The following is an 18,500-nucleotide window of genomic DNA, read 5'->3' as shown; positions in this document are numbered from 1 at the left end:
TGGCACCGGGTCGAGCCTTGCGCCATGTCGCCCGCGTGCCAATAGGCACTTCAGGCACGGTCATGGCGTGGCATTACTCGTTTCAGGGAAAAATCGCCACCCCGGCATGGTCCAAGGCGGGACGACACGATTGAGCCAGACGGACAAATGAGGCTCAGCGGGCCTTCTGTGCCGGGCTGCGCACAGCACCGTCCTTCATCAGCCGGTCGATATGCATGCGGATATGAGCGGCTTCCGCTGCCGTGTTGGCAAGCGCGATGGCGCGGTCGAAGGCGACACGCGCCTCGTCGCCCCGGTCGAGCTGCATCAAGAGGCCGCCCTTGAGGCCGAAAAAATGGAAATAGCCCGAAAGCCGTTCTTCCAGCGGCTCGATCATGGCCAGCGCCTCTGCCGGTCCACGCACCTTCGACACCGCGACGGCCCGGTTGAGCGTGACCACCGGCGACGGCTGCATTTGCTCCAGCAAGCGGTAGAGCAGGTCGATCTCGTTCCAGTCGGTATCCTCGGCCTTTTCGGCCCGCGCATGCAGCGCGGCAATCGCCGCTTGCACCTGGTAAGGGCCGGGCTTGCGATGGCGCAGCGCCTTGTCGACCAGTGCCAGCCCCTCATCGATCATCTTGCGGCTCCACAGGCTGCGATCCTGGTCTTCGAGCAGCACGATCTCGCCGCTTTCGTCGAAACGGGCCGGTGCGCGCGCATGCTGCAGAAGCAGCAGCGCCGTTAGCCCCATGATCTCCGGCTCGGTCTGGAACAGCCGCAGCAACAGCCGTGCCAGCCGGATCGCCTCCTCGCACAGCGGCGCGCGGGCCGGCGCCTCGCCGCTGTTGGTCGAATAGCCCTCGTTGAAGACCAGGTAGACCATGGCGGCGACGGCGGCGAGCCGTTCCGACCGCTCGACCGCGCCCGGCGTCTCGAACGGCACGCCGGCGTCCGCAATGCGCGCCTTGGCGCGGGTGATGCGCTGCTCCATGGCGCTTTCGCCAACCAGGAAGGCGCGCGCGATCTGCTTGACCGTGAGACCCGAGACAATGCGCAGCGCCACCGCGATCTGCTGCGTTGCCGGCAGGTCGGGATGGCAGCAGATGAACAGCAGCCGCAATATGTCGTCGCGGTAGTGCGCCCCGTCCAGCCGCTCGGCGATATCGCTCTCGGCGTCCTCCAGATCGGAAACCTGGTTTTCCTCCGGCATCGGCGCCTGCTTGGCGCGCTTGCGCACCGCATCGATGCCGCTGTTGCGGCCGACGAAGATCAGCCAGGCCGCCGGGTCGCGCGGCGGCCCGTTCTGCGGCCAGTTCTTGATGGCCCTGAGGCACGCGTCCTGGAAAGCTTCCTCCGCCGTATCGAGATCGCGGAAATAACGCAGCAGCGCGCCCATCGCCTGCGGGCGGGCGGCGCTGATCGCGGAGCTGATCCAGGCCATTTCGGTCATGCGGAAATCCTGGCGGGATTGAAGATCGAGACCGGCCTAATCTCATAGGAGCCGCCGCTCGGATTGACTTCGGAAAGCTCGCGGGCGAACTCCACCGCCTCGTCGAGATCGGCGCATTCGAGCGTGTAGAAGCCGAGAAACTGTTCCTTGGTCTCGGCGAACGGCCCGTCGATGACGACCGATTCGCCCTTGACCTTTCTCAGGGTCGTCGCGGCGGTCGTCGGCAGAAGCCGTGCCACCGGGCCGAGCCGACCAGCCTTGGCGTACTTCTCCTGAACGTCGAGGAGATTGGCCATGACCTCGTCGTCTTGTGCCTTGCTCCAGGAGCAGACGACATCTTCGGAGGCATAGCAGAGGATTGCGTAGAGCATGGCTGGTCCTTTTCTCTGTCAAAGGACGAAACAGTAAGACCGATCCCGACATGACGTCGATAAAAAAATCCAGATTTGGCCACGGCCGGCCGCGCCGGTCAGCTTTCGCGTATCTTCAGCCATCGCAGCACGAGAGCTTCCTCGTCATCGAGACCGGCAATCGCGCGCTTGCGTTTGTTGGCCTGCGCCATTTCATCCAGCAACCGCCCCTGCGACCACGCTTCGAAGACCCGCGGATGGATATAGCATTTGCGGCAGACGGCACGCGTATTGCCCAGCCGCTCGGCAACCTTGTCGATGACGCTGTTCATCGCCCTGTTTCGCTGCGCCTGGCTTTGCGGCAATTCTGTTTGCGCAAACAGCGACGCGGCGTGAATGGTGCCGCCCCAGGTGCGGAAATGCTTCGAACTGAAGGCGTCACCGACCGCCTCACGGATATAGCGGTTGACGTCCTCGGAGCGGACCGGCCGCCTGTTGCCGTCCTCATCGAGATACTGGAACAGCTTCTGGCCCGGCAGGTCCTGCGCGCCACGCACAATCCTGGCGATGCGGCGGTCGGCCAGCTTCAGCTTCCACTCCTTGCCCGACTTGCCCTTGAAGGCAAAGCGCAGACTTGAACCGACAATATCGACATGCCGGTCGCGCAACGTGGTCAGCCCGAAACTCTTGTTATCCCGGGCGTAGGCGGCATTGCCGACGCGGATCATCGTGTTGTCGAGCAGCCAGACAACCGCGGCGACGACACGCTCGAACGGCAGGCCACGACGGCGCAGATCGCCGTCGATCCGGTGCCGCAGGTCCGGCAGGCTCTCGGCGAAAGCGACAAGGCTCGAATATTTGGCACCATCGCGCTCTTCGGCCCATTGCGGATGATAGCGATATTGCTTGCGTCCGCGCTGGTCCCTGCCGGTTGCCTGTATATGGCCGTCCGCGTCCGGCGAAATCCACACATCCGTCCAGGCCGGCGGAATGACGATCGCCTCGATGCGCGCTTTGGCGGCGTCTGAAACTGTCCGTCCGTCCGGACCCTTGTAGGAAAACCCCTTGCCCGTCTTCAGCCGCCGGATACCGGGCTCGGCATCGCTGACATAGCTAAGCGACGCATGGTCGGCCGAGCTTTGTGCCCCGTTTTTGGGCGCACCATCTGGCGATACAGCGTCCTCGCCAGCCGGTCGGCTGGGCGACAATCCGGATTTTTGCAACATGTCGGCTCCACGCGAATTCCGTAGATAAGCCACTGGCCGACCGCTGGTTCCACGCGCCGTCCGAAAACGGTGCCGAGCCTGCTTTCAGGCTTTCTCGAGCACAACCGGAATGACGTCGACAGCTTGCTCGCCGACCTGTCCCCCCGTGGTCTTGAGCACGCCGACGATCGGCGCCACGTCCGAATAGTCGCGGCCGTAGCCGACGGTGATATGGTCGTTGCTGGCCCGCATGCCGTTGGTCGGGTCGAATTCCTGCCAGCCCGCGTCGCGCCCGCACCAGACCTTGACCCAGGCATGCATGGCATCGGCGCCTTCCAGCCGGGGCTTGCCCTTTGGCGGGATGGTGCGCAGAAAGCCGCTGACATAGCCAGCGGGAATGCCGAGCCCGCGCAGGCCGGCGATCATGATATGCGAAAAGTCCTGGCAGACACCGCGCTTCAGCCTGAAGGCATCGCTGGCCCGGGTCCGCACCGTCGTCGCCTCACCGTCATAGGTGAAATCACGATGAATGCGATGGCACAGGTTCATGGCCGTACTGGCGGCGGAACCGGCGATGCTGCTGCGTACGTAAGCGGTGATCGCATCGTCGATGCCGGCATGAGTGCTGGCCGTCAGGAAATGGTGCGGTGCATCAGGTGCCAGAGACCGCACCGCGGCGAGCTCCTGCCTGAGCCGGGCGATATCGGGCGACACGTCGAGTCCGGGCTCGGGCCGAGACACCGACACGCGGGCGCTCATCCTGATATCGAGCGCGTCATGCGCGTCGCGAAAGGCGATCGAGGTGACGTTGTTGCCGAAGAAATCGGAAAAGTCGGAACGCTCGTTGGGCGCCGGCGCAAAGGACAGTGATGCGGCGATGACGCGCTGCACGCCTGATATCGTCGACGGCAGTACGCGCACCTGATGACGACCGCCGCCGGCAGCAGAAGCGTAATCGTAGTGGAGATGAAGCCTGATATCGTAGAGCATGTTCTATTTTTCTGCCTTTGCGCAGGTTCTTGTCGCAAACCGTGCGACACTTTTGCGGAACCTGCTTAGCCGAAATAGGCTTTGGCGAGGCTGTTGTAGAGGCCGCCGATTTCGTAGGCGAGTTCGTCCAGCGCCTTTGCCGTCATATCCGAAGGCTCCTTGATGGCGATCTGGGTGTTGAGCTGCAGGATTTCCTTCGCCGCCGGCGACATTTGCCCCTCCCCGCCGAGCGACGGCAACAGGCCGATTTCGGCCTTCAGCCGTTCGAGCTGGAACAGGATGGAGCGCGGGTTAAGCGGATCGAGCGCCAGCAGGTCGATCACCGTGCGCCGGCCGGCCTGCACCGGATATTGGCGGCGATGGGTCATCACGCTGTCGCCGATCTCCAGCATCATGTCGAGCGCGCCGTCCGGCGCCTTGGCGCTGGTCAGCCGCGACAGCGTGCGGGAGATCTGGATGCCGCGCTCCAGCCGGCGGCCGATCTCGAGGAAGCGCCAACCGGCGAAGCGGTACATGTTCTCGTGCAGCAGGCCGGAAAAGCCGGCGAGCTTACGCAGGATGACTGTCATCGCCCGGGTCGCGTCATCGCCGGGCGCGACCGTCGTTGCGAACTGATGGATGGTCTTCGACAGGTCCTTCAGCGCCAGCCAGCCGTCGGGCGAGAAGCGGTCGCGGATCTGGCCGGCGCTGTAGACCGCGCTATCCAGCGTGCCTATCAGCCCTGAAGGGATCGCCGTCTCCACATCGATGCCGAAAGGTTCGAGATAATCCCGGATGTCGGCGAGCAGCGGCATGTCCGGGTCGGAAGTTTCCGCGAGCCGCACATGATAGGCGCGCAGGATGCGCACCGTGTCTTCCGAGCGCTCGATATAACGGCCGAGCCAGGTCAGGTTCTCCGCCGCGCGACTGGGCAGGCTGCCGGGCCTGGTGCGGCTGAAACTGTCGCCTTCCTGCGGCAGCAGCGTCTCGCGCTCCACCGGTTTGTCGCTGACAACCCAGACATCGGCCGCCTGGCCGCCACGCTGCATGGCGATCGCCGTCGGGTCGAGCGACAGGCCGATGCGGGCAAAACCGCCCGGCATCACCGTCCAGCCCTCCGGCGTTCGCGCCAGATAGACGCGCAGGCTCGCTGGCCGCGGCTCCAGCCAGCCGCCGACATAGACAGGCGTCGTCGAAAGCGTCACTGCTTCCTGGCCGACGAAATCGCCGCCATCGCGTTCGATGCGCGCCACCAGCTCCGCCCGCTCTCCGGCCGACAGGGCCGAGCCTAGCTTCGTTGAATCGTCGTCCTCGAAGGCAAGCCTCGTCGATAGCGCCGGCCCGATCACCATGCGATCGATATTGGCCAGCACATGCGCGCGTTCGGTTGCTTGCCCGCACCACCATGTTGCGACACTTGGCAGCAGCAATTCCTCGCCCCGCAAGGCCCGTGAAATCTTGGGCAGGAAGGCGAGCAGCGCACGCGTCTCCATCAGGCCGGAGCCAAGCGCATTGACGGTGGCAACCGCGCCCTGGCGGATCGCCTCGACCAGGCCCGGCGTGCCGATCTGCGAATCCGCGCGCAGTTCGAGCGGGTCGGCGAAAGCGGCGTCGAGCCGCCGCCACAACACGCTGATCGGCATCAGGCCGGAAACCGTGCGCACCATCAGCCGGCCGCCGGAGACGGTCAAATCCTCGCCTTCGAGCAGCATGATACCGAGGTAGCGGGCGATGTAGGCGTGCTCGTAATAAGTTTCGTTGAGCGGCCCCGGCGTCAGGATGGCGACGCGGCCGTCGGTCTCCTTGGCCATACCGATCAGCGCATCGCGAAAACGGCGGAAAAAGCCGGCAAGGCGGTGCACATGCATCTCGCCATAAATGTCGGACAGCGCGCGTGTGGTGGCGACGCGGTTTTCCAGTGCGAAACCGGCGCCGGACGGCGCCTGCGTGCGATCGCCCAGCACCCACCACTGGCCGTCAGGTCCACGGCCGAGCTCGAAGGCGCAGAAATGCAGGAAGTGGCCGCCGGCCGGCCTGGTACCGACGACAGGCCGCAAATATTCGGGGCTGGCGGCGATCAATCCCGCCGGCAGGATGCCTTTTTCGACCAGCCGGTTCGGCCCGTAGATATCGGCGATGGTTTCCTCGAACAGTTCGGCGCGCTGCACGAGGCCGGCGCTGATCGCCGCCCACTCGCTCTCCTCGATGAGAACCGGGACATGCGCCAGCGGCCATTCGCGCTCATTGGCACCGGCCTTGTCGTAGACCCGGTAATAAACGCCGGCATCGCGCAGATACTGATCGGCGCGGGCAAAGCGCTGGCCGAGCTTTTCAGCACCGAGTTCCTCGAGCGCCTCGACAAAATGCTTCCAGGCCGGGCGAGGAATACCCGATGCATCGACCATCTCGTCGACGACGCCGTCGATCGGCTGGTAGTGCTCCAGCAGGCTGTGGGTCTGCGGCTTGCCGCGTCCCCTCTTGTGATTCCCCTTTGCCATCGCTGATCAGAGTCTTGCCGGCCGCCGAAGGTCAAGGGTCATCGGGAAATCTTCCGCCGGTTGTTCTTCACGGATCACATAGGCGGATGGCGTATGGCCGCGCGGTTCGAAGCGGGCGAGCCGCCGAGCTTCCGCCTCGTTGCCATTGACCGGAAAGGTGTCGTAATTGCGCCCGCCGGGATGGGCGACATGGTAGACGCAGCCGCCCACCGCACGGCCCGACCAGCGGTCATAGATGTCGAAGACCAGCGGCGTGTTGACCGGCAGCGCCGGATGCAGGCCCGAAGCCGGCTGCCAGGCCTTGAAGCGGACACCCGCCACCGCCACTTCGCGATTGTCGGTGACCTTCATCGGCACGATGCGGCCGTTGCAGACAACTGCGTGACGCTCCGGGTTCAGCCCTTCGGTCTTGACCTGCAGCCGTTCGACCGAGGAATCGACGAAGCGCACAGTGCCGCCGATCGCGCCCTGTTCGCCCATGACATGCCAGGGTTCGAGCGCCTGGCGCAGCTCCAGCTTGATGCCGGCATGCTGAACCTCGCCGCAGAACGGGAAGCGGAATTCGAGCTGGGCGTCGAACCATTCGGGCCTGAATTCGAAACCATTGAGCTTGAGGTCGTCGAGCACGTCGAGGAAATCGGCCCAGACATAGTGCGGCAGCATGAAACGATCGTGCAGAGAGGTGCCCCAACGCACGAAGCGGCCATCGAGCGGGCTCTTCCACGCACGTGCGATGATGGCCCTGACAAGCAGTTGCTGCGCCAGCGACATGCGAGCATTGGGCGGCATCTCGAAGCCACGGAACTCGACCAGCCCCAGCCGGCCGGTCGGTCCGTCCGGCGAAAACAGCTTGTCGATGCAGATTTCCGAACGATGCGTATTGCCGGTGACGTCGGTCAACAAATTGCGGAACAGCCGGTCGACCAGCCACGGCAAGGGCGCCGCGCCCTGGTCCGGATGCGGCACCTGCGCCATCGCGATCTCAAGCTCATAGAGCGAATCGTGGCGCGCCTCGTCGAAGCGCGGGGCCTGGCTGGTCGGCCCGATGAACAGGCCGGAGAACAGATAGGACAGCGAGGGGCGGCGCTGCCATTGCAGCACCAAGCTCTTCAGCAGGTCCGGCCTTCGCAGGAACGGGCTGTCATTGGGTGTCGCACCGCCGACCACGACATGGTTGCCGCCGCCGGTGCCGGTGTGGCGGCCATCGATCATGAACTTGTCGGCGCCAAGCCGTGTCTGCCGCGCTTCCTCATAGATCGTCGTTGTCGTCGCCACGCAATCCTGCCAGTTGGAGGCCGGATGAATGTTGACCTCGATGACGCCCGGGTCAGGCGCGACGCGGATGACGTTGAGGCGCGGATCGTGCGGCGGGCCGTAGCCTTCGATATGCACGGGAAGACCGATCGCCTTGGCCGCGTTCTCGGCCGCAGCGACGAGTTCGAGATAGTCTTCCAGCGCCTCGACCGGCGGCATGAACACGCACAGCCGCCCATCGCGCGGCTCGACCGAAAGTGCGGTGCGCACCGCGCCGCCGATTTCGGTGATCTCCTGCTCGACCCGCTCCTGCTGGCCGGTCGCGGCGGTGAACGATACCGCTTGCTGGCGGCGCGCCATCTCATCGGCGCCTTCCAGTTCGGCTGGAGCCGGTCCGGCCAGCATGGCTTCACGCGCGGGCAGCGGGCCGCGTGGCAACGACGGGTCGACCGGCACGATATAGGGGAATTGCTCCGGCGGCACATAGGGCAACGTGCCGAGCGGCAGCCGGTAGCCGACCGGTGAATCGCCTGGCACCAGGAACAGCCGGCCGCGCCGCGTCTTCCACTTTTCCGAGCGCCAGCGCGGATCCGATGCCTGGCTGTTCCAACGCTGGACGGGGAGCACATAGCCGGACGGTTTGGTCAGCCCGCGTTCGAACACTTTCGCCATGCGGCTGCGTTCTTCCGGATCCTCCAGCTTGGAGTTGGACGGATCGACATTGTCAGGCAGCTTGCCTTCCTTGAGCAGCCATTCGGCCGGATCCTCATAGGCTTCGCTGACCATGGCCTTGTCGATGCCGAGTTCGCCGGCAATCGCGGTGAGCAGGCTTTCGGCCTGCTTCGGGCCGATATCGGCCTCGCTCTTTTCGCGTGCGATCAGCGACGGATCGCTCCATACCGGCTGGCCGTCGGCACGCCAGTAGAGCGAAAAGGTCCAGCGCGGCAGGCTTTCGCCTGGATACCATTTGCCCTGCCCGTAGTGGAGAAAGCCGCCGGGCGCGAAGCGCTCGCGCAGCTTACGGATCAGTTCGTCCGCCTTTTCGCGCTTGGTGGGACCGACGGCGGCGGTGTTCCACTCGGCCGACTCGAAATCGTCGATCGACACGAAAGTCGGCTCGCCGCCCATGGTCAGCCGCACGTCGCCGGCGGCAAGTGCTGCATCGACCTTGTTGCCCAGAGCATCGAGCGCCTGCCAGCTTTCGTCCGAAAATGGCTTGGTGATGCGCGGATGTTCGGCGATGCGGTCGACCCGCATCTCGAAGCCGAATTCGACATTGGCGAAGCTCGCCATGCCGGAAATCGGGGCCGCGTTGCGGAAATGCGGCGTGGCGGCCAGCGGCACATGGCTCTCGCCGGTGAGCAGGCCCGAGGTCGGATCGAAGCCGATCCAGCCGGCGCCGGGAAGATAGACCTCGCACCAGGCATGCAGATCGGTGAAGTCTGTCGCCGTCCCCGGCGGACCGTCCAGCGCGATCAGATCGGGCTTCAACTGGACCAGATATCCGGAGACGAAGCGCGCGGCGATGCCGAGATTGCGCAGGATCTGCACCAGCAGCCAGCTTGAATCCCGGCATGACCCCTTTTTCGCGGCCAAGGTCTCTTCCGGCGAGAACACCCCGGTTTCCATGCGCACGATATAGGCGATCTCGCGCTGCAGCCGCGCGTTGAGATCGACCAGGAAATTGACGGTGTTGGCAGCGCTGCGATCGATGGTCTTCAGCAGCGCCGACAGCAGCGGTCCCGCCGGCTCCGGAGTGCGATAGATGGCGAGATCGTCGCGTATTTCTTCCGGATACTCGAACGGAAACGCCTCGGCCGACGGCTCGACGAAGAAATCGAACGGATTATAGACCGTCATGTCGGCGACGAGGTCAACCTCGATCTTCAACTCCGTCACTGGCTCCGGAAAGACGAAGCGGGCGAGGAAATTGCCGTAAGGATCCTGCTGCAGATTGACGAAGTGGTTCGCCGGCTCGACCTTGAGCGAATGGCTCAGCACCTTGGTGCGGGAATGCGGCGCCGGCTGCAGCCTGATGATCTGGGGCCCGAGAACCACCGGCCGGTCATATTTGTAGTGGGTCAGGTGGTAGACGGCTGCCAGAATTGCCATGGGGCCCCGGAATTCAGCGTTTCAAACGATTTCGCTGAACCCTGACACATCTGGCGACCATTCTCCAAGCAGAGATGTTGCGGTGCACCTAATTTAAGCAACGGTTGCCGGCTCAGAAAAATGCCTGCAACCCCGTCTGCGCCCTTCCCAGGATCAGCGCATGCACGTCATGCGTGCCTTCATAGGTGTTGACCGTCTCCAGGTTCTGCGCGTGGCGCATGACGTGGTAGCCGATCTGGATGCCGTTGCCGCCATGCATGTCGCGGGCCTGGCGCGCGATATCGAGCGCCTTGCCGCAATTGTTGCGCTTGACGATCGAGATCATTTCCGGCGCCATCTTGCCTTCATCCAGCAACCGCCCGACACGCAAGGATGCCTGCAATCCCAGCGCGATTTCGGTCTGCATGTCGGCAAGCTTCTTCTGGTAGAGTTGCGTGCCGGCCAGCGGCTTGCCGAACTGCTTGCGATCAAGACCGTATTGGCGGGCGCGGTGCCAGCAATCTTCCGCCGCGCCCATCGAGCCCCAGGAAATGCCGAAGCGAGCCCGGTTGAGGCATCCGAACGGTCCGCCGAGGCCTTTTGCGTTGGGCAGCAGCGCGTCCTCGCCGACCTCGACGCCTTCCATCACCACTTCGCCGGTGATCGACGCCCGCAGCGACAGCTTGCCGCCGATCTTCGGCGCCGAAAGCCCCTTCATGCCCTTTTCCAGCACGAAGCCACGGATCTCGTCCTTGCCGTTCTCGCCCTTCAGCTTCGCCCAGACGACGAACACGTCGGCGACCGGCGCGTTGGAAATCCACATCTTCGAACCGGACAGCTTATAGCCGTTGGCTGTCCTCTCGGCGCGTGTCTTCATGCCGCCCGGGTCGGAGCCTGCATCCGGCTCGGTCAGGCCGAAACAGCCGATCCACTCGCCGCTGGCAAGCTTGGGCAGATACTTCTTGCGCTGCTCGTCCGAGCCATAGGCGTAGATCGGATACATTACCAGCGACGACTGCACTGACATCATCGAGCGATAGCCCGAGTCAACACGTTCGACTTCCCGCGCGACCAGCCCGTAGGTCACATAGTTGGCGCCGAGACCGCCGAATTCCTCGGGGATGTTGATGCCGAGCAGGCCGGCATCGCCCATTTCACGGAAGATCGCGGTGTCGAATGTCTCGTTGAGATAGGCGTCCTCGATCCGCGGCGCCAGTTTGTCGGCGGCGAAGGCGGCCGCGCCGTCGCGCACCATGCGCTCGTCTTCCGAAAGCTGGCCCTCGATCAGGAACGGGTCTTCCCAGACGAATGCGTTCTTGTCGGCGGCCATCGCGTTTCTCCCAAACCAATGCATGTCGCTCAAAACGACGACATGCATGAAGCAAAATGTTGGCCCGTTCTATCGGCCTGCGCCTCGAAAAAATCAAACGAAATTGATTCACCGATCAATGAGCGTTAGGAATGGATCATGAGTGTCCAACGCCGCCTTTTGCCCAATATAAGCGCCCTTGCCGCCTTCGAGGCAGTGGCCCGACTGGGCAGTTTCACCGCCGCCGCCCAGGAGCTCGATCTGACCCAGGGCGCGGTCAGCCGGCAGATCAGACTGCTGGAAGATCAGTTCGGCCGCCGGCTGTTCGAACGCGACAGCCGCAATGTCAGGCTGTCGACATCGGGCGAAATCTACGCCGAGGCGGTGCGTTCAGCACTTGGCCAGTTGCGTGACGCAGCCCTTGGATTGATGAGCAATCGGCATAGTGGCATCCTGAACCTTGCCATTTTGCCGACCTTCGGCACGCGCTGGCTGATGCCGATGATCCCCGATTTCGTCGAAAACAATCCCGATATCACCATCAACTTCGTCACCCGCGTCGGCCGCTTCGACTTCGCCAGGGAGAGGCTGGATGCCGCCATCCACTATGGCCTGCCGGACTGGCCTGAGGCCGACTCGACACTGTTGGTGCGCGAAACGGTGGCGCCGGTCGTGTCGCCCGAATTCCTCGCCGGCCGCGCCATCGCCTCACCGGCCGATGTCGGCCGCCTGCCGCTGCTGCACATGGCGACGCGTCCTGGCGCCTGGACCGAATGGTTCGAGCATCAGCGCCTGAGCGCACCGACCGGGCCCGGAATGCAGTTCGAGCAGTTCGGCACCGCCGCCCAGGCCTGCATGGCGGGGCTCGGTGTGGCGCTGCTGCCGCTGATCCTGATTGCAGGCGAATTGCAGCGCGGCCAACTGGTGCCGGCGCCAGGCCAGCCCATGCAAAGCCGCAGCGCCTACTATCTCGTCGTCCCGCACGACAAGCGCGGCCATCCGCCGGTCGCCAGTTTTCGCGACTGGCTGTTAAGGCATCTAACTTTGCAGGAGGTCATCCGCAAAGGCGTAAAAAGTGGTCCGGGCATACCGGCGGAGCAGGTATTTGAGCGGCTGGAAGAAAAATACAGCGGCGGAAACCCGTAGCAACGTGGGGCTTTCGAATGCGTCCCGTTACCAGTCACGAACGTTAGTGCTGCCCCTCACCTGCCTGCCGGCATCCTCTCCCCGTATAGGGACGGGGAGAGGGGCGCTGTGATCGCCGATTTCGTCAATCACCAATGTCGCAAAGAAGGGCACCGTCGTTGCGGACAGCCTCCTTCTCCCCGTCACTATACGGGGAGAAGTGCCCGGCAGGGCGATGAGGGGCGGCGCCGAACTCGACGATTGGTCATCTTCGTCACAAGCAGAATAGCTACTTCCGCTTCAGCGCATCCGCCAAGGCAGCGCCGAATGCGCCTTGCTGTGCCGGCCGCTCCGGCTGACGTTGCTGCGGTGCCGGCGAACGTGGTGCCGGCCTGCCGCCACCATTGTCGCGTGGCCCGCCACGCGGTGCGCCACCCTCGCCGCCATCCTTGCGCATGGAAAGCGCGATGCGCTTGCGCTTGATGTCGACGTCGACGACCCGCACCTTGACCACGTCGCCGGCCTTCACGACCTCATGCGCGTCCTTGATGAAACGGTCGGCCAGTTGCGAGACATGCACCAGCCCGTCCTGATGCACTCCGATATCGACGAAGGCGCCGAAGGCGGCGACATTGGTGACGGTGCCTTCCAGCAGCATGCCGGGCTTCAGATCCTTGATGTCGTCAATGCCGTCGGCAAAAGTCGCCGTCTTGAAACCGGGGCGCGGGTCGCGGCCGGGCTTTTCCAGCTCCGCCAGGATGTCGCGCACCGTAGGCAGGCCGAAACGCTCATCGACGAAGACGCGCGGGTCGAGCGCCTTCAGCGCAGCGCTGTCGCCCATCAGAGAGCGCACGTCACGCCCGCAGGCCGCCACGATCTTCTTCGCCACGCCATAGGCTTCCGGATGCACCGACGAGGCATCGAGCGGCTCGCTGCCATTGGCAATGCGCAGGAAGCCGGCGGATTGTTCGAAGGCCCGAGGTCCGAGCCGCGGCACCTTGAGCAGATCCTTCCGGCTGGCGAAGGGCCCGGTCGCATCGCGATGCGCAACGATCGCGTCGGCCAGCGACGCACCCAGACCTGAAACGCGCGCCAGCAGCGGCGCCGAGGCTGTGTTGAGATCGACGCCGACGGCATTGACTGCGTCTTCCACCACCGCTTCCAGCGAGCGGCCGAGACGGTACTGGTCGACATCATGCTGGTACTGGCCGACGCCGATCGATTTGGGCTCGATCTTGACCAGCTCGGCCAGCGGATCCTGCAGGCGCCGGGCGATCGACACGGCGCCGCGCAGCGACACGTCGAGACCCGGGAATTCCGCCGCCGCCGTCGCCGATGCCGAATAGACAGAGGCGCCCGCCTCGCTGACGATCACTTTCAAGGGCTTCGGTCCGCCATCCGCCGGCATGTCGGACAGCATGTCGGCGACCAGTTTTTCCGTTTCGCGGCTGCCGGTGCCGTTGCCGATCGAAATCAGCTCGACCTTGTGCAGCCGGATGAGCTTGGCGAGCTCCGCCTGCGTGCCACGCACATCATTCCTGGGCGGAAACGGATAGACCGTCGTCGTTGTCAGCACCTTTCCGGTGCCGTCGACCACGGCCACCTTGACACCTGTGCGGATGCCGGGGTCGAGCCCCATCGTCGCGCGCGAACCGGCGGGAGCGGCCAGCAGCAAATCCTTTAGGTTTCGGGCAAAGACGTGGATCGCTTCCTCTTCTGCCCGCTCACGCAGGTCGCGCATCAAATCGAGTGTCAGGTGCAGCGACAGTTTTATGCGCCAGGTCCAGCCCGCCACCTCCATCAGCCATCTGTCACCCGGCAGGCTGCCGCCGATGGCATAGGCATTGGCGATCATCCTCTCGACCGGTTTCACCGGCGACGCGTCGTCGGCATCGACCTCGATGTCGAGCGACAGCACTTCCTCGTTGCGGCCGCGCAGCATCGCCAGCGCGCGGTGGCTCGGCACATTTGTCCAGCGCTCGACATGGTCGAAATAATCGGAGAACTTCGCGCCGGCCTCCTGCTTGCCGTCGACCACCCTGGCCCGCATGAAGGCGCGCTCCTTCATGTAGCTGCGCAATTTGCCGACCAGATCGGCATTCTCGGCGAATTGCTCCGACAGGATATCGCGCGCGCCGTCGAGCGCCGCTTTGGCGTCAGCCACCTCTTCGCTGACATAGGCCAGCGCCAGTTCGGCAGGCACCAATGAGCGGTTCGCCAAGATGGCTTCGGCCAGCGGCCCCAGCCCGCGCTCCCTGGCGATCTCGGCCTTGGTCCGGCGCTTGGGCTTGTAGGGCAGGTAGATGTCCTCAAGTTCCGCCTTGGTGGTGGCGGCGACGATCTTGCCTGCAAGCTCCTCGGTCAGCTTGCCCTGTTCGCGGATCGAGCCAAGGATGGTGTCGCGGCGCGCGTCGAGCTCGCGCAGATAGGCAAGGCGTTCGGCAAGATCGCGCAATTGCGTGTCGTCCAGCCCGCCGGTGACTTCCTTGCGGTAGCGCGCCACAAATGGCACCGTCGCGCCCTCGTCCAGCAGCCCGATCGCCGCGGCCGCCTGTTCGGGCCGCGCCTTGATCTCGGTTGCGATGATGGCTGCGATGCGCTTGATGTCGGATGCCATGTCGTTCCTGCTCTCATCCAAAGAGCGGCGACCATAGGCGCAGACATTCGGTCCGCCAACCGCTGCGCTTTCATCAGCCCGGCGGGTCCACAGGAAAGCGTGCGCTAATGTGGCGGCTCGGGTCCAGTCTAGACCATCCGGCTGAGCGCCTCGAAGAAGGCGACGATCTCGATATCGAGCGGATCGTCGACCGGCTCCGGCTGCGACGACATCTTGGCGATCACCACTTCGGTCCTGGGATCGACATACAGCCACTGGCCATGAATGCCGATGCCGCAATAGGCGCCGTTCTCGTGTCCAGTCTGGTACCATTTGTTCCGGTAACGACCTTTGGGAAACAGTGGCAGCATCGCACCGCGCTGCCAGGCGTCCGCACTGCCGCCAGTGCTGGTCGTGTCGCGAACCCAGGCTTCCGGTAGGATGCGGCGGCCATTGGCCACCCCGCCCTGCCGCATCATCTCGCCGACACGCGCCAGGTCGCGCGGCGTCACCGAAATACCGCCGGCCGTGCGCGCCGTACCTTCCATGTCGACGCCGATCGAGGCTTCGCTGACAGCGCCGAGCGGCAGCCACAGCCTCTCGCGCATCAGGTCGGTGAACCGCTGGCCCGACGCGCGCTCGAGCAGCAGGCCGAGCAGGTCGGAATTCGGCGAGCGGTAGCGGAAGGTCTGGCCATGCGGCTCGGCAAGGCGTTGCAGGGTCAGGATGAATTCGCGCAGGCTCTCCGTGTCGCCGCCCGGATTCCACAGCGTGGCGCGGCGATAGCGGGCGAAAGCGCTCTCCGGGTCGAGATAGGCCTCCTCGAAATCGAGGCTGACGCTCATGTCGAGCACGTGCCGCACGCTCGCATCGCCATAGGCCGAGCCGGCGGCTTCAGGGAAGTAAGCCGTCACCGGCGCTTCCGGGTCGAACACCCCCTCGCCTTGCAATATGCCGGCGATGATGGCTGTCACCGACTTGCTGATCGAAAAGATGATGTGGCGGGCGCCGAAGTCCATATGCGGGGCGAACCAGTCGCCGACGATCTTGCCGCCTTTCATCACCGTCAGTGCGTCGGTGCTCGAACGTGCGAGAAATTCAGCCACCGTCTCCGGTGTGCTGGCGATCGCGACCTTCTCGCCGAGCAGCCCCCCCATATCGCGCACGGGGGTTTCAACAACCCCCGACGCCACCGCTACGCGGGCGGTCGGCACCAGTTCGCCGAGATTCTGGAACGACCACCGGTTGAACGGGTTCTCGCGCCAGTTGGCGAGCACCACCTCGTTGCGCCGGAAGCCATAGCGGGTCTCGAACACGGTCTTGCCGGTCATGGCGTTTCCTTCCGGGTCGTTTCTTCTTTGTGGGGGCTCAGCGAAGTGCCGTGGCGATAGCGTGCACGGCTTTCAGCGTCGCTATGGAATAGGCACCATTGGCGAAATCCGGCCAGGTCGAAAGCTTCACCACGACCATTCCGGTGTTCCAGTCGATATGGATCATCTGACCGAACACGCCGCGGCACATCAGTGCGCGCGAGCGCGGGTCCTCGATCCAGAACTGGTTGCGATAGCTGCCCTCCGGCAGGCTGGGGCTGAAGCCCGGCCCATGCCTGCCGTTGCGCGTCGCCTCGACCCAGCCGGCCGGCACGACGCCGCCACCATTGTCGAGGATCAGCTGGCCGAAGCGGCCATAGTCGCGCAGCGTCGCGTTGAAGCCACCGTCGGCCACCGCATAGCCGGCGCTGTCTACCGTGAAGCAGGCGCTTTCATCAGCGCCGAGCTTTTGCCAGAGTTCTTCCGAAACCACCTGCGGCAGCCGTTTGCCTGTCACCCGCTCCATGATGAAGGCAAGCACGTCGGTCTCGATCGAGCGGTATTCGAATTGAGCCCCGTGCGGGCGGATCGTATCCTTCAAGCCGAGGATCAGCTCGAACATGTGCGAGGGCCAACGAAAGGCCGGATCGCTGTCCGGCGGCACCGGCTTCCAGCCGGTGGCGACATCGACCTGGCCGATGTCGGAATAGCGGTCGGTATATTCCTCTGAGAAACGGACGCCGCTGGTCATGTCCAGCACATGCTGGACGCTGGCGCCGGTCCAGCCGGTAACGCCGAGCTCCGGCAGGTAGTCTGTTACCAGTCTGGCCGGATCGATCAGGCCGCGCCCAACCAGTATGCCGAACACCGAACCGGTAACGGACTTCGCCATCGACTGCGACAGGTGCAGCGTGCGCTCATCCATGCCGTTGAAGTAGCGCTCATAGGCGACCTTGCCGTCCTTGAGCACCAGGAAGCCGTCCGTATAGGTCTCGTCGAGCAGCCCGGCGAGCGTCGTCGGCATGCCCTCGCTGTCCTCGACCGCCAGCCCGTCGAGATCGGCCTCGGCGCGTTCGAAGCGGTGGCGATGGCCATTGCCGCGCCAGACTTCGGCGGTCGGCAGAATTTCACGAATGTGCTGGAACGCCCAGCGGTTCCACGGCGGCCGGTCCCAGTCGAGCTTCGGCGGCACCATGGCGGGCGGCGAGCCCTGCATGATCGGCGGCCGCGGATCGGAATTGCGATAGGAGTCCATGACGGCCGAGTCCCTTGAACATGAAAACGGACCCGGCGGCATGTGCCGCCGGGTCCGTCGAACCCAGTTTATTTCTGCAACTCGGTCCAGATCTTGGTGTAAATTTCCTGGGTCTCCGGCGAGCACATCTGCTGCAGCTCGCCACGTGGCTTGTCCGCGGCCGGAATGATGACTTCCGGCGCGTCCTTCATGTCGGCCGGCATGTACTTGTCCGAGCCGGTGATGGCATTGGCGTAGCGATGGAAGGCCGAGAGACCTGCCGCGTTTTCCGGGTCCATGATGAAGTTCTGGAAAAGCTTGGCGTTCTCGACGTTCTTGGCTTCCTTCAGAACGACGACGTTGTCGCTCCACAGGCCGAAGCCTTCTTTCGGATAGTTGTAGTGGATGGCAGGGTTGGCCAGCCGCTGGCGCAGCGCCGAGCCGTTCCAGTCGCTGGTCGCCTTGAAGTCGCCGGCGCCCATCTTCTCGATGGTGTTGTATTCCATCGCGATCCAGTTCGGCTTGGCCGCCACCAGCAGGTCGCGCACCTTCTTCAGCACCGCCTTGTCGTCGGTGCATTGCTGGCCGCCGACATACTTGATCGCGGCGAACATCACATCGCCCATCTCCGGAACGACATTGACCTTGCCTTTGAGCTCGTCAGGCGTGTTGAAGATGATGCCCCAGCTATCCGCCGGTCCCTTGTAGGCATCGGTGTTGACGACCACGCCGATCGTGCCCCACGCCCACGGAACGCTGTATTTGCGACCCGGGTCGAAATCGGGATTGGCCCATTCCGGCGCCACGTTCTTGAAATTTTCCATCTTGCCCGGATCGGTCTCCTGAATGAGGCCTTCCTTGATCCAGATCGGCACGTAGGTCTGCGACGGCACCGCGATGTCGAAGCCGGTGCCGCCCTGGCGAACCTTGGCCAGCGCGGTGTCGTTGGAATCGTAATCGGTGATGGTCACCTTGACGTTGTATTTGGCCTCGAACTTCTTGATCACGTCGGGGCTGGTATAGTTGCCCCAATTGTAGATGTTGAGCACGCCATCGGCGCGGGCCAGGCCCGTCGAGGCGAGCAACGCCAACCCCATGGCGGTTGCTGTCGTCTTCCAGTTCATGGTTTT

12 protein-coding genes are annotated in these 18,500 nt (G+C 64.2%); 1 reads left to right on the top strand and 11 read right to left on the bottom strand.

The genetic code is table 11. From position 1 onward, the window contains the following. Nucleotides 1-154: 154 nt before the first annotated feature. The 7 genes from MESCI2_RS0120935 to MESCI2_RS0120905 all read right to left on the bottom strand — a co-directional run bounded on the left by MESCI2_RS0120935 (nucleotide 155) and on the right by MESCI2_RS0120905 (nucleotide 11,126). Nucleotides 155-1,429: an RNA polymerase sigma factor gene (locus MESCI2_RS0120935; protein ID WP_027038280.1), complete on the bottom strand. Its 1,275-nt coding sequence runs from the start codon at nucleotides 1,427-1,429 to the stop codon at nucleotides 155-157. Beyond that, nucleotides 1,426-1,800, bottom strand: a complete 375-nt coding sequence (locus MESCI2_RS0120930; RefSeq protein WP_027038279.1) for a YciI family protein — start codon at nucleotides 1,798-1,800, stop codon at nucleotides 1,426-1,428. The genes MESCI2_RS0120935 and MESCI2_RS0120930 overlap by 4 nt, the downstream gene beginning before the upstream one ends. A 98-nt stretch (nucleotides 1,801-1,898) precedes the next feature. Beyond that, the gene (locus tag MESCI2_RS0120925) at nucleotides 1,899-3,005 is read right to left on the bottom strand and encodes a DNA topoisomerase IB (protein WP_027038278.1); all 1,107 of its coding nucleotides are present in this window, start codon (nucleotides 3,003-3,005) and stop codon (nucleotides 1,899-1,901) included. An 84-nt stretch (nucleotides 3,006-3,089) separates the two neighbouring features. Continuing rightward, complete coding sequence (locus MESCI2_RS0120920) at nucleotides 3,090-3,974, bottom strand: transglutaminase family protein (protein ID WP_027038277.1); 885 nt, start codon at nucleotides 3,972-3,974, stop codon at nucleotides 3,090-3,092. Between the two features lie 65 nt (nucleotides 3,975-4,039). Continuing rightward, nucleotides 4,040-6,451, bottom strand: a complete 2,412-nt coding sequence (locus MESCI2_RS0120915; RefSeq protein ID WP_027038276.1) for a circularly permuted type 2 ATP-grasp protein — start codon at nucleotides 6,449-6,451, stop codon at nucleotides 4,040-4,042. A gap of 6 nt (nucleotides 6,452-6,457) precedes the next feature. After that, nucleotides 6,458-9,817, bottom strand: a complete 3,360-nt coding sequence (locus tag MESCI2_RS0120910; protein ID WP_027038275.1) for a DUF2126 domain-containing protein — start codon at nucleotides 9,815-9,817, stop codon at nucleotides 6,458-6,460. 112 nt (nucleotides 9,818-9,929) lie between these two features. Beyond that, nucleotides 9,930-11,126: an acyl-CoA dehydrogenase gene (locus MESCI2_RS0120905; protein WP_027038274.1), complete on the bottom strand. Its 1,197-nt coding sequence runs from the start codon at nucleotides 11,124-11,126 to the stop codon at nucleotides 9,930-9,932. A 138-nt stretch (nucleotides 11,127-11,264) separates the two neighbouring features. On the opposite strand from MESCI2_RS0120905, the gene MESCI2_RS01000000134955 reads away from it, so the two are divergent. Further along, nucleotides 11,265-12,251 (top strand): LysR family transcriptional regulator, encoded by a 987-nt coding sequence (locus MESCI2_RS01000000134955; RefSeq protein ID WP_245270403.1) that lies wholly within the window; start codon nucleotides 11,265-11,267, stop codon nucleotides 12,249-12,251. Between the two features lie 268 nt (nucleotides 12,252-12,519). Here the strand turns inward: MESCI2_RS01000000134955 and MESCI2_RS0120895 are convergent, their stop codons facing one another. From MESCI2_RS0120895 to MESCI2_RS0120880, 4 genes are all read right to left on the bottom strand, one after another. Then, a complete protein-coding gene (locus tag MESCI2_RS0120895; protein WP_027038273.1) occupies nucleotides 12,520-14,847 on the bottom strand; it encodes a Tex family protein in 2,328 nt (775 codons plus the stop codon). A gap of 128 nt (nucleotides 14,848-14,975) precedes the next feature. Further along, entirely contained in the window at nucleotides 14,976-16,157 is a 1,182-nt protein-coding gene (locus MESCI2_RS0120890; RefSeq protein WP_027038272.1) for a serine hydrolase domain-containing protein, read from the bottom strand. A gap of 37 nt (nucleotides 16,158-16,194) precedes the next feature. Continuing rightward, nucleotides 16,195-17,391: a serine hydrolase domain-containing protein gene (locus tag MESCI2_RS0120885; RefSeq protein WP_027038271.1), complete on the bottom strand. Its 1,197-nt coding sequence runs from the start codon at nucleotides 17,389-17,391 to the stop codon at nucleotides 16,195-16,197. 68 nt (nucleotides 17,392-17,459) lie between these two features. Next, on the bottom strand, nucleotides 17,460-18,494 hold the full coding sequence (locus tag MESCI2_RS0120880; protein ID WP_023809982.1) for an extracellular solute-binding protein: 1,035 nt from the start codon (nucleotides 18,492-18,494) through the stop codon (nucleotides 17,460-17,462). Between the last annotated feature and the right edge of the window lie 6 nt (nucleotides 18,495-18,500).

The organism is Mesorhizobium ciceri WSM4083 (genome assembly GCF_000519305.1).
Taxonomy (GTDB): domain Bacteria; phylum Pseudomonadota; class Alphaproteobacteria; order Rhizobiales; family Rhizobiaceae; genus Mesorhizobium; species Mesorhizobium ciceri_B.
Note: the sequence above shows the minus strand (reverse complement) of the source record. Positions and strands in the feature narration are given on the sequence as shown.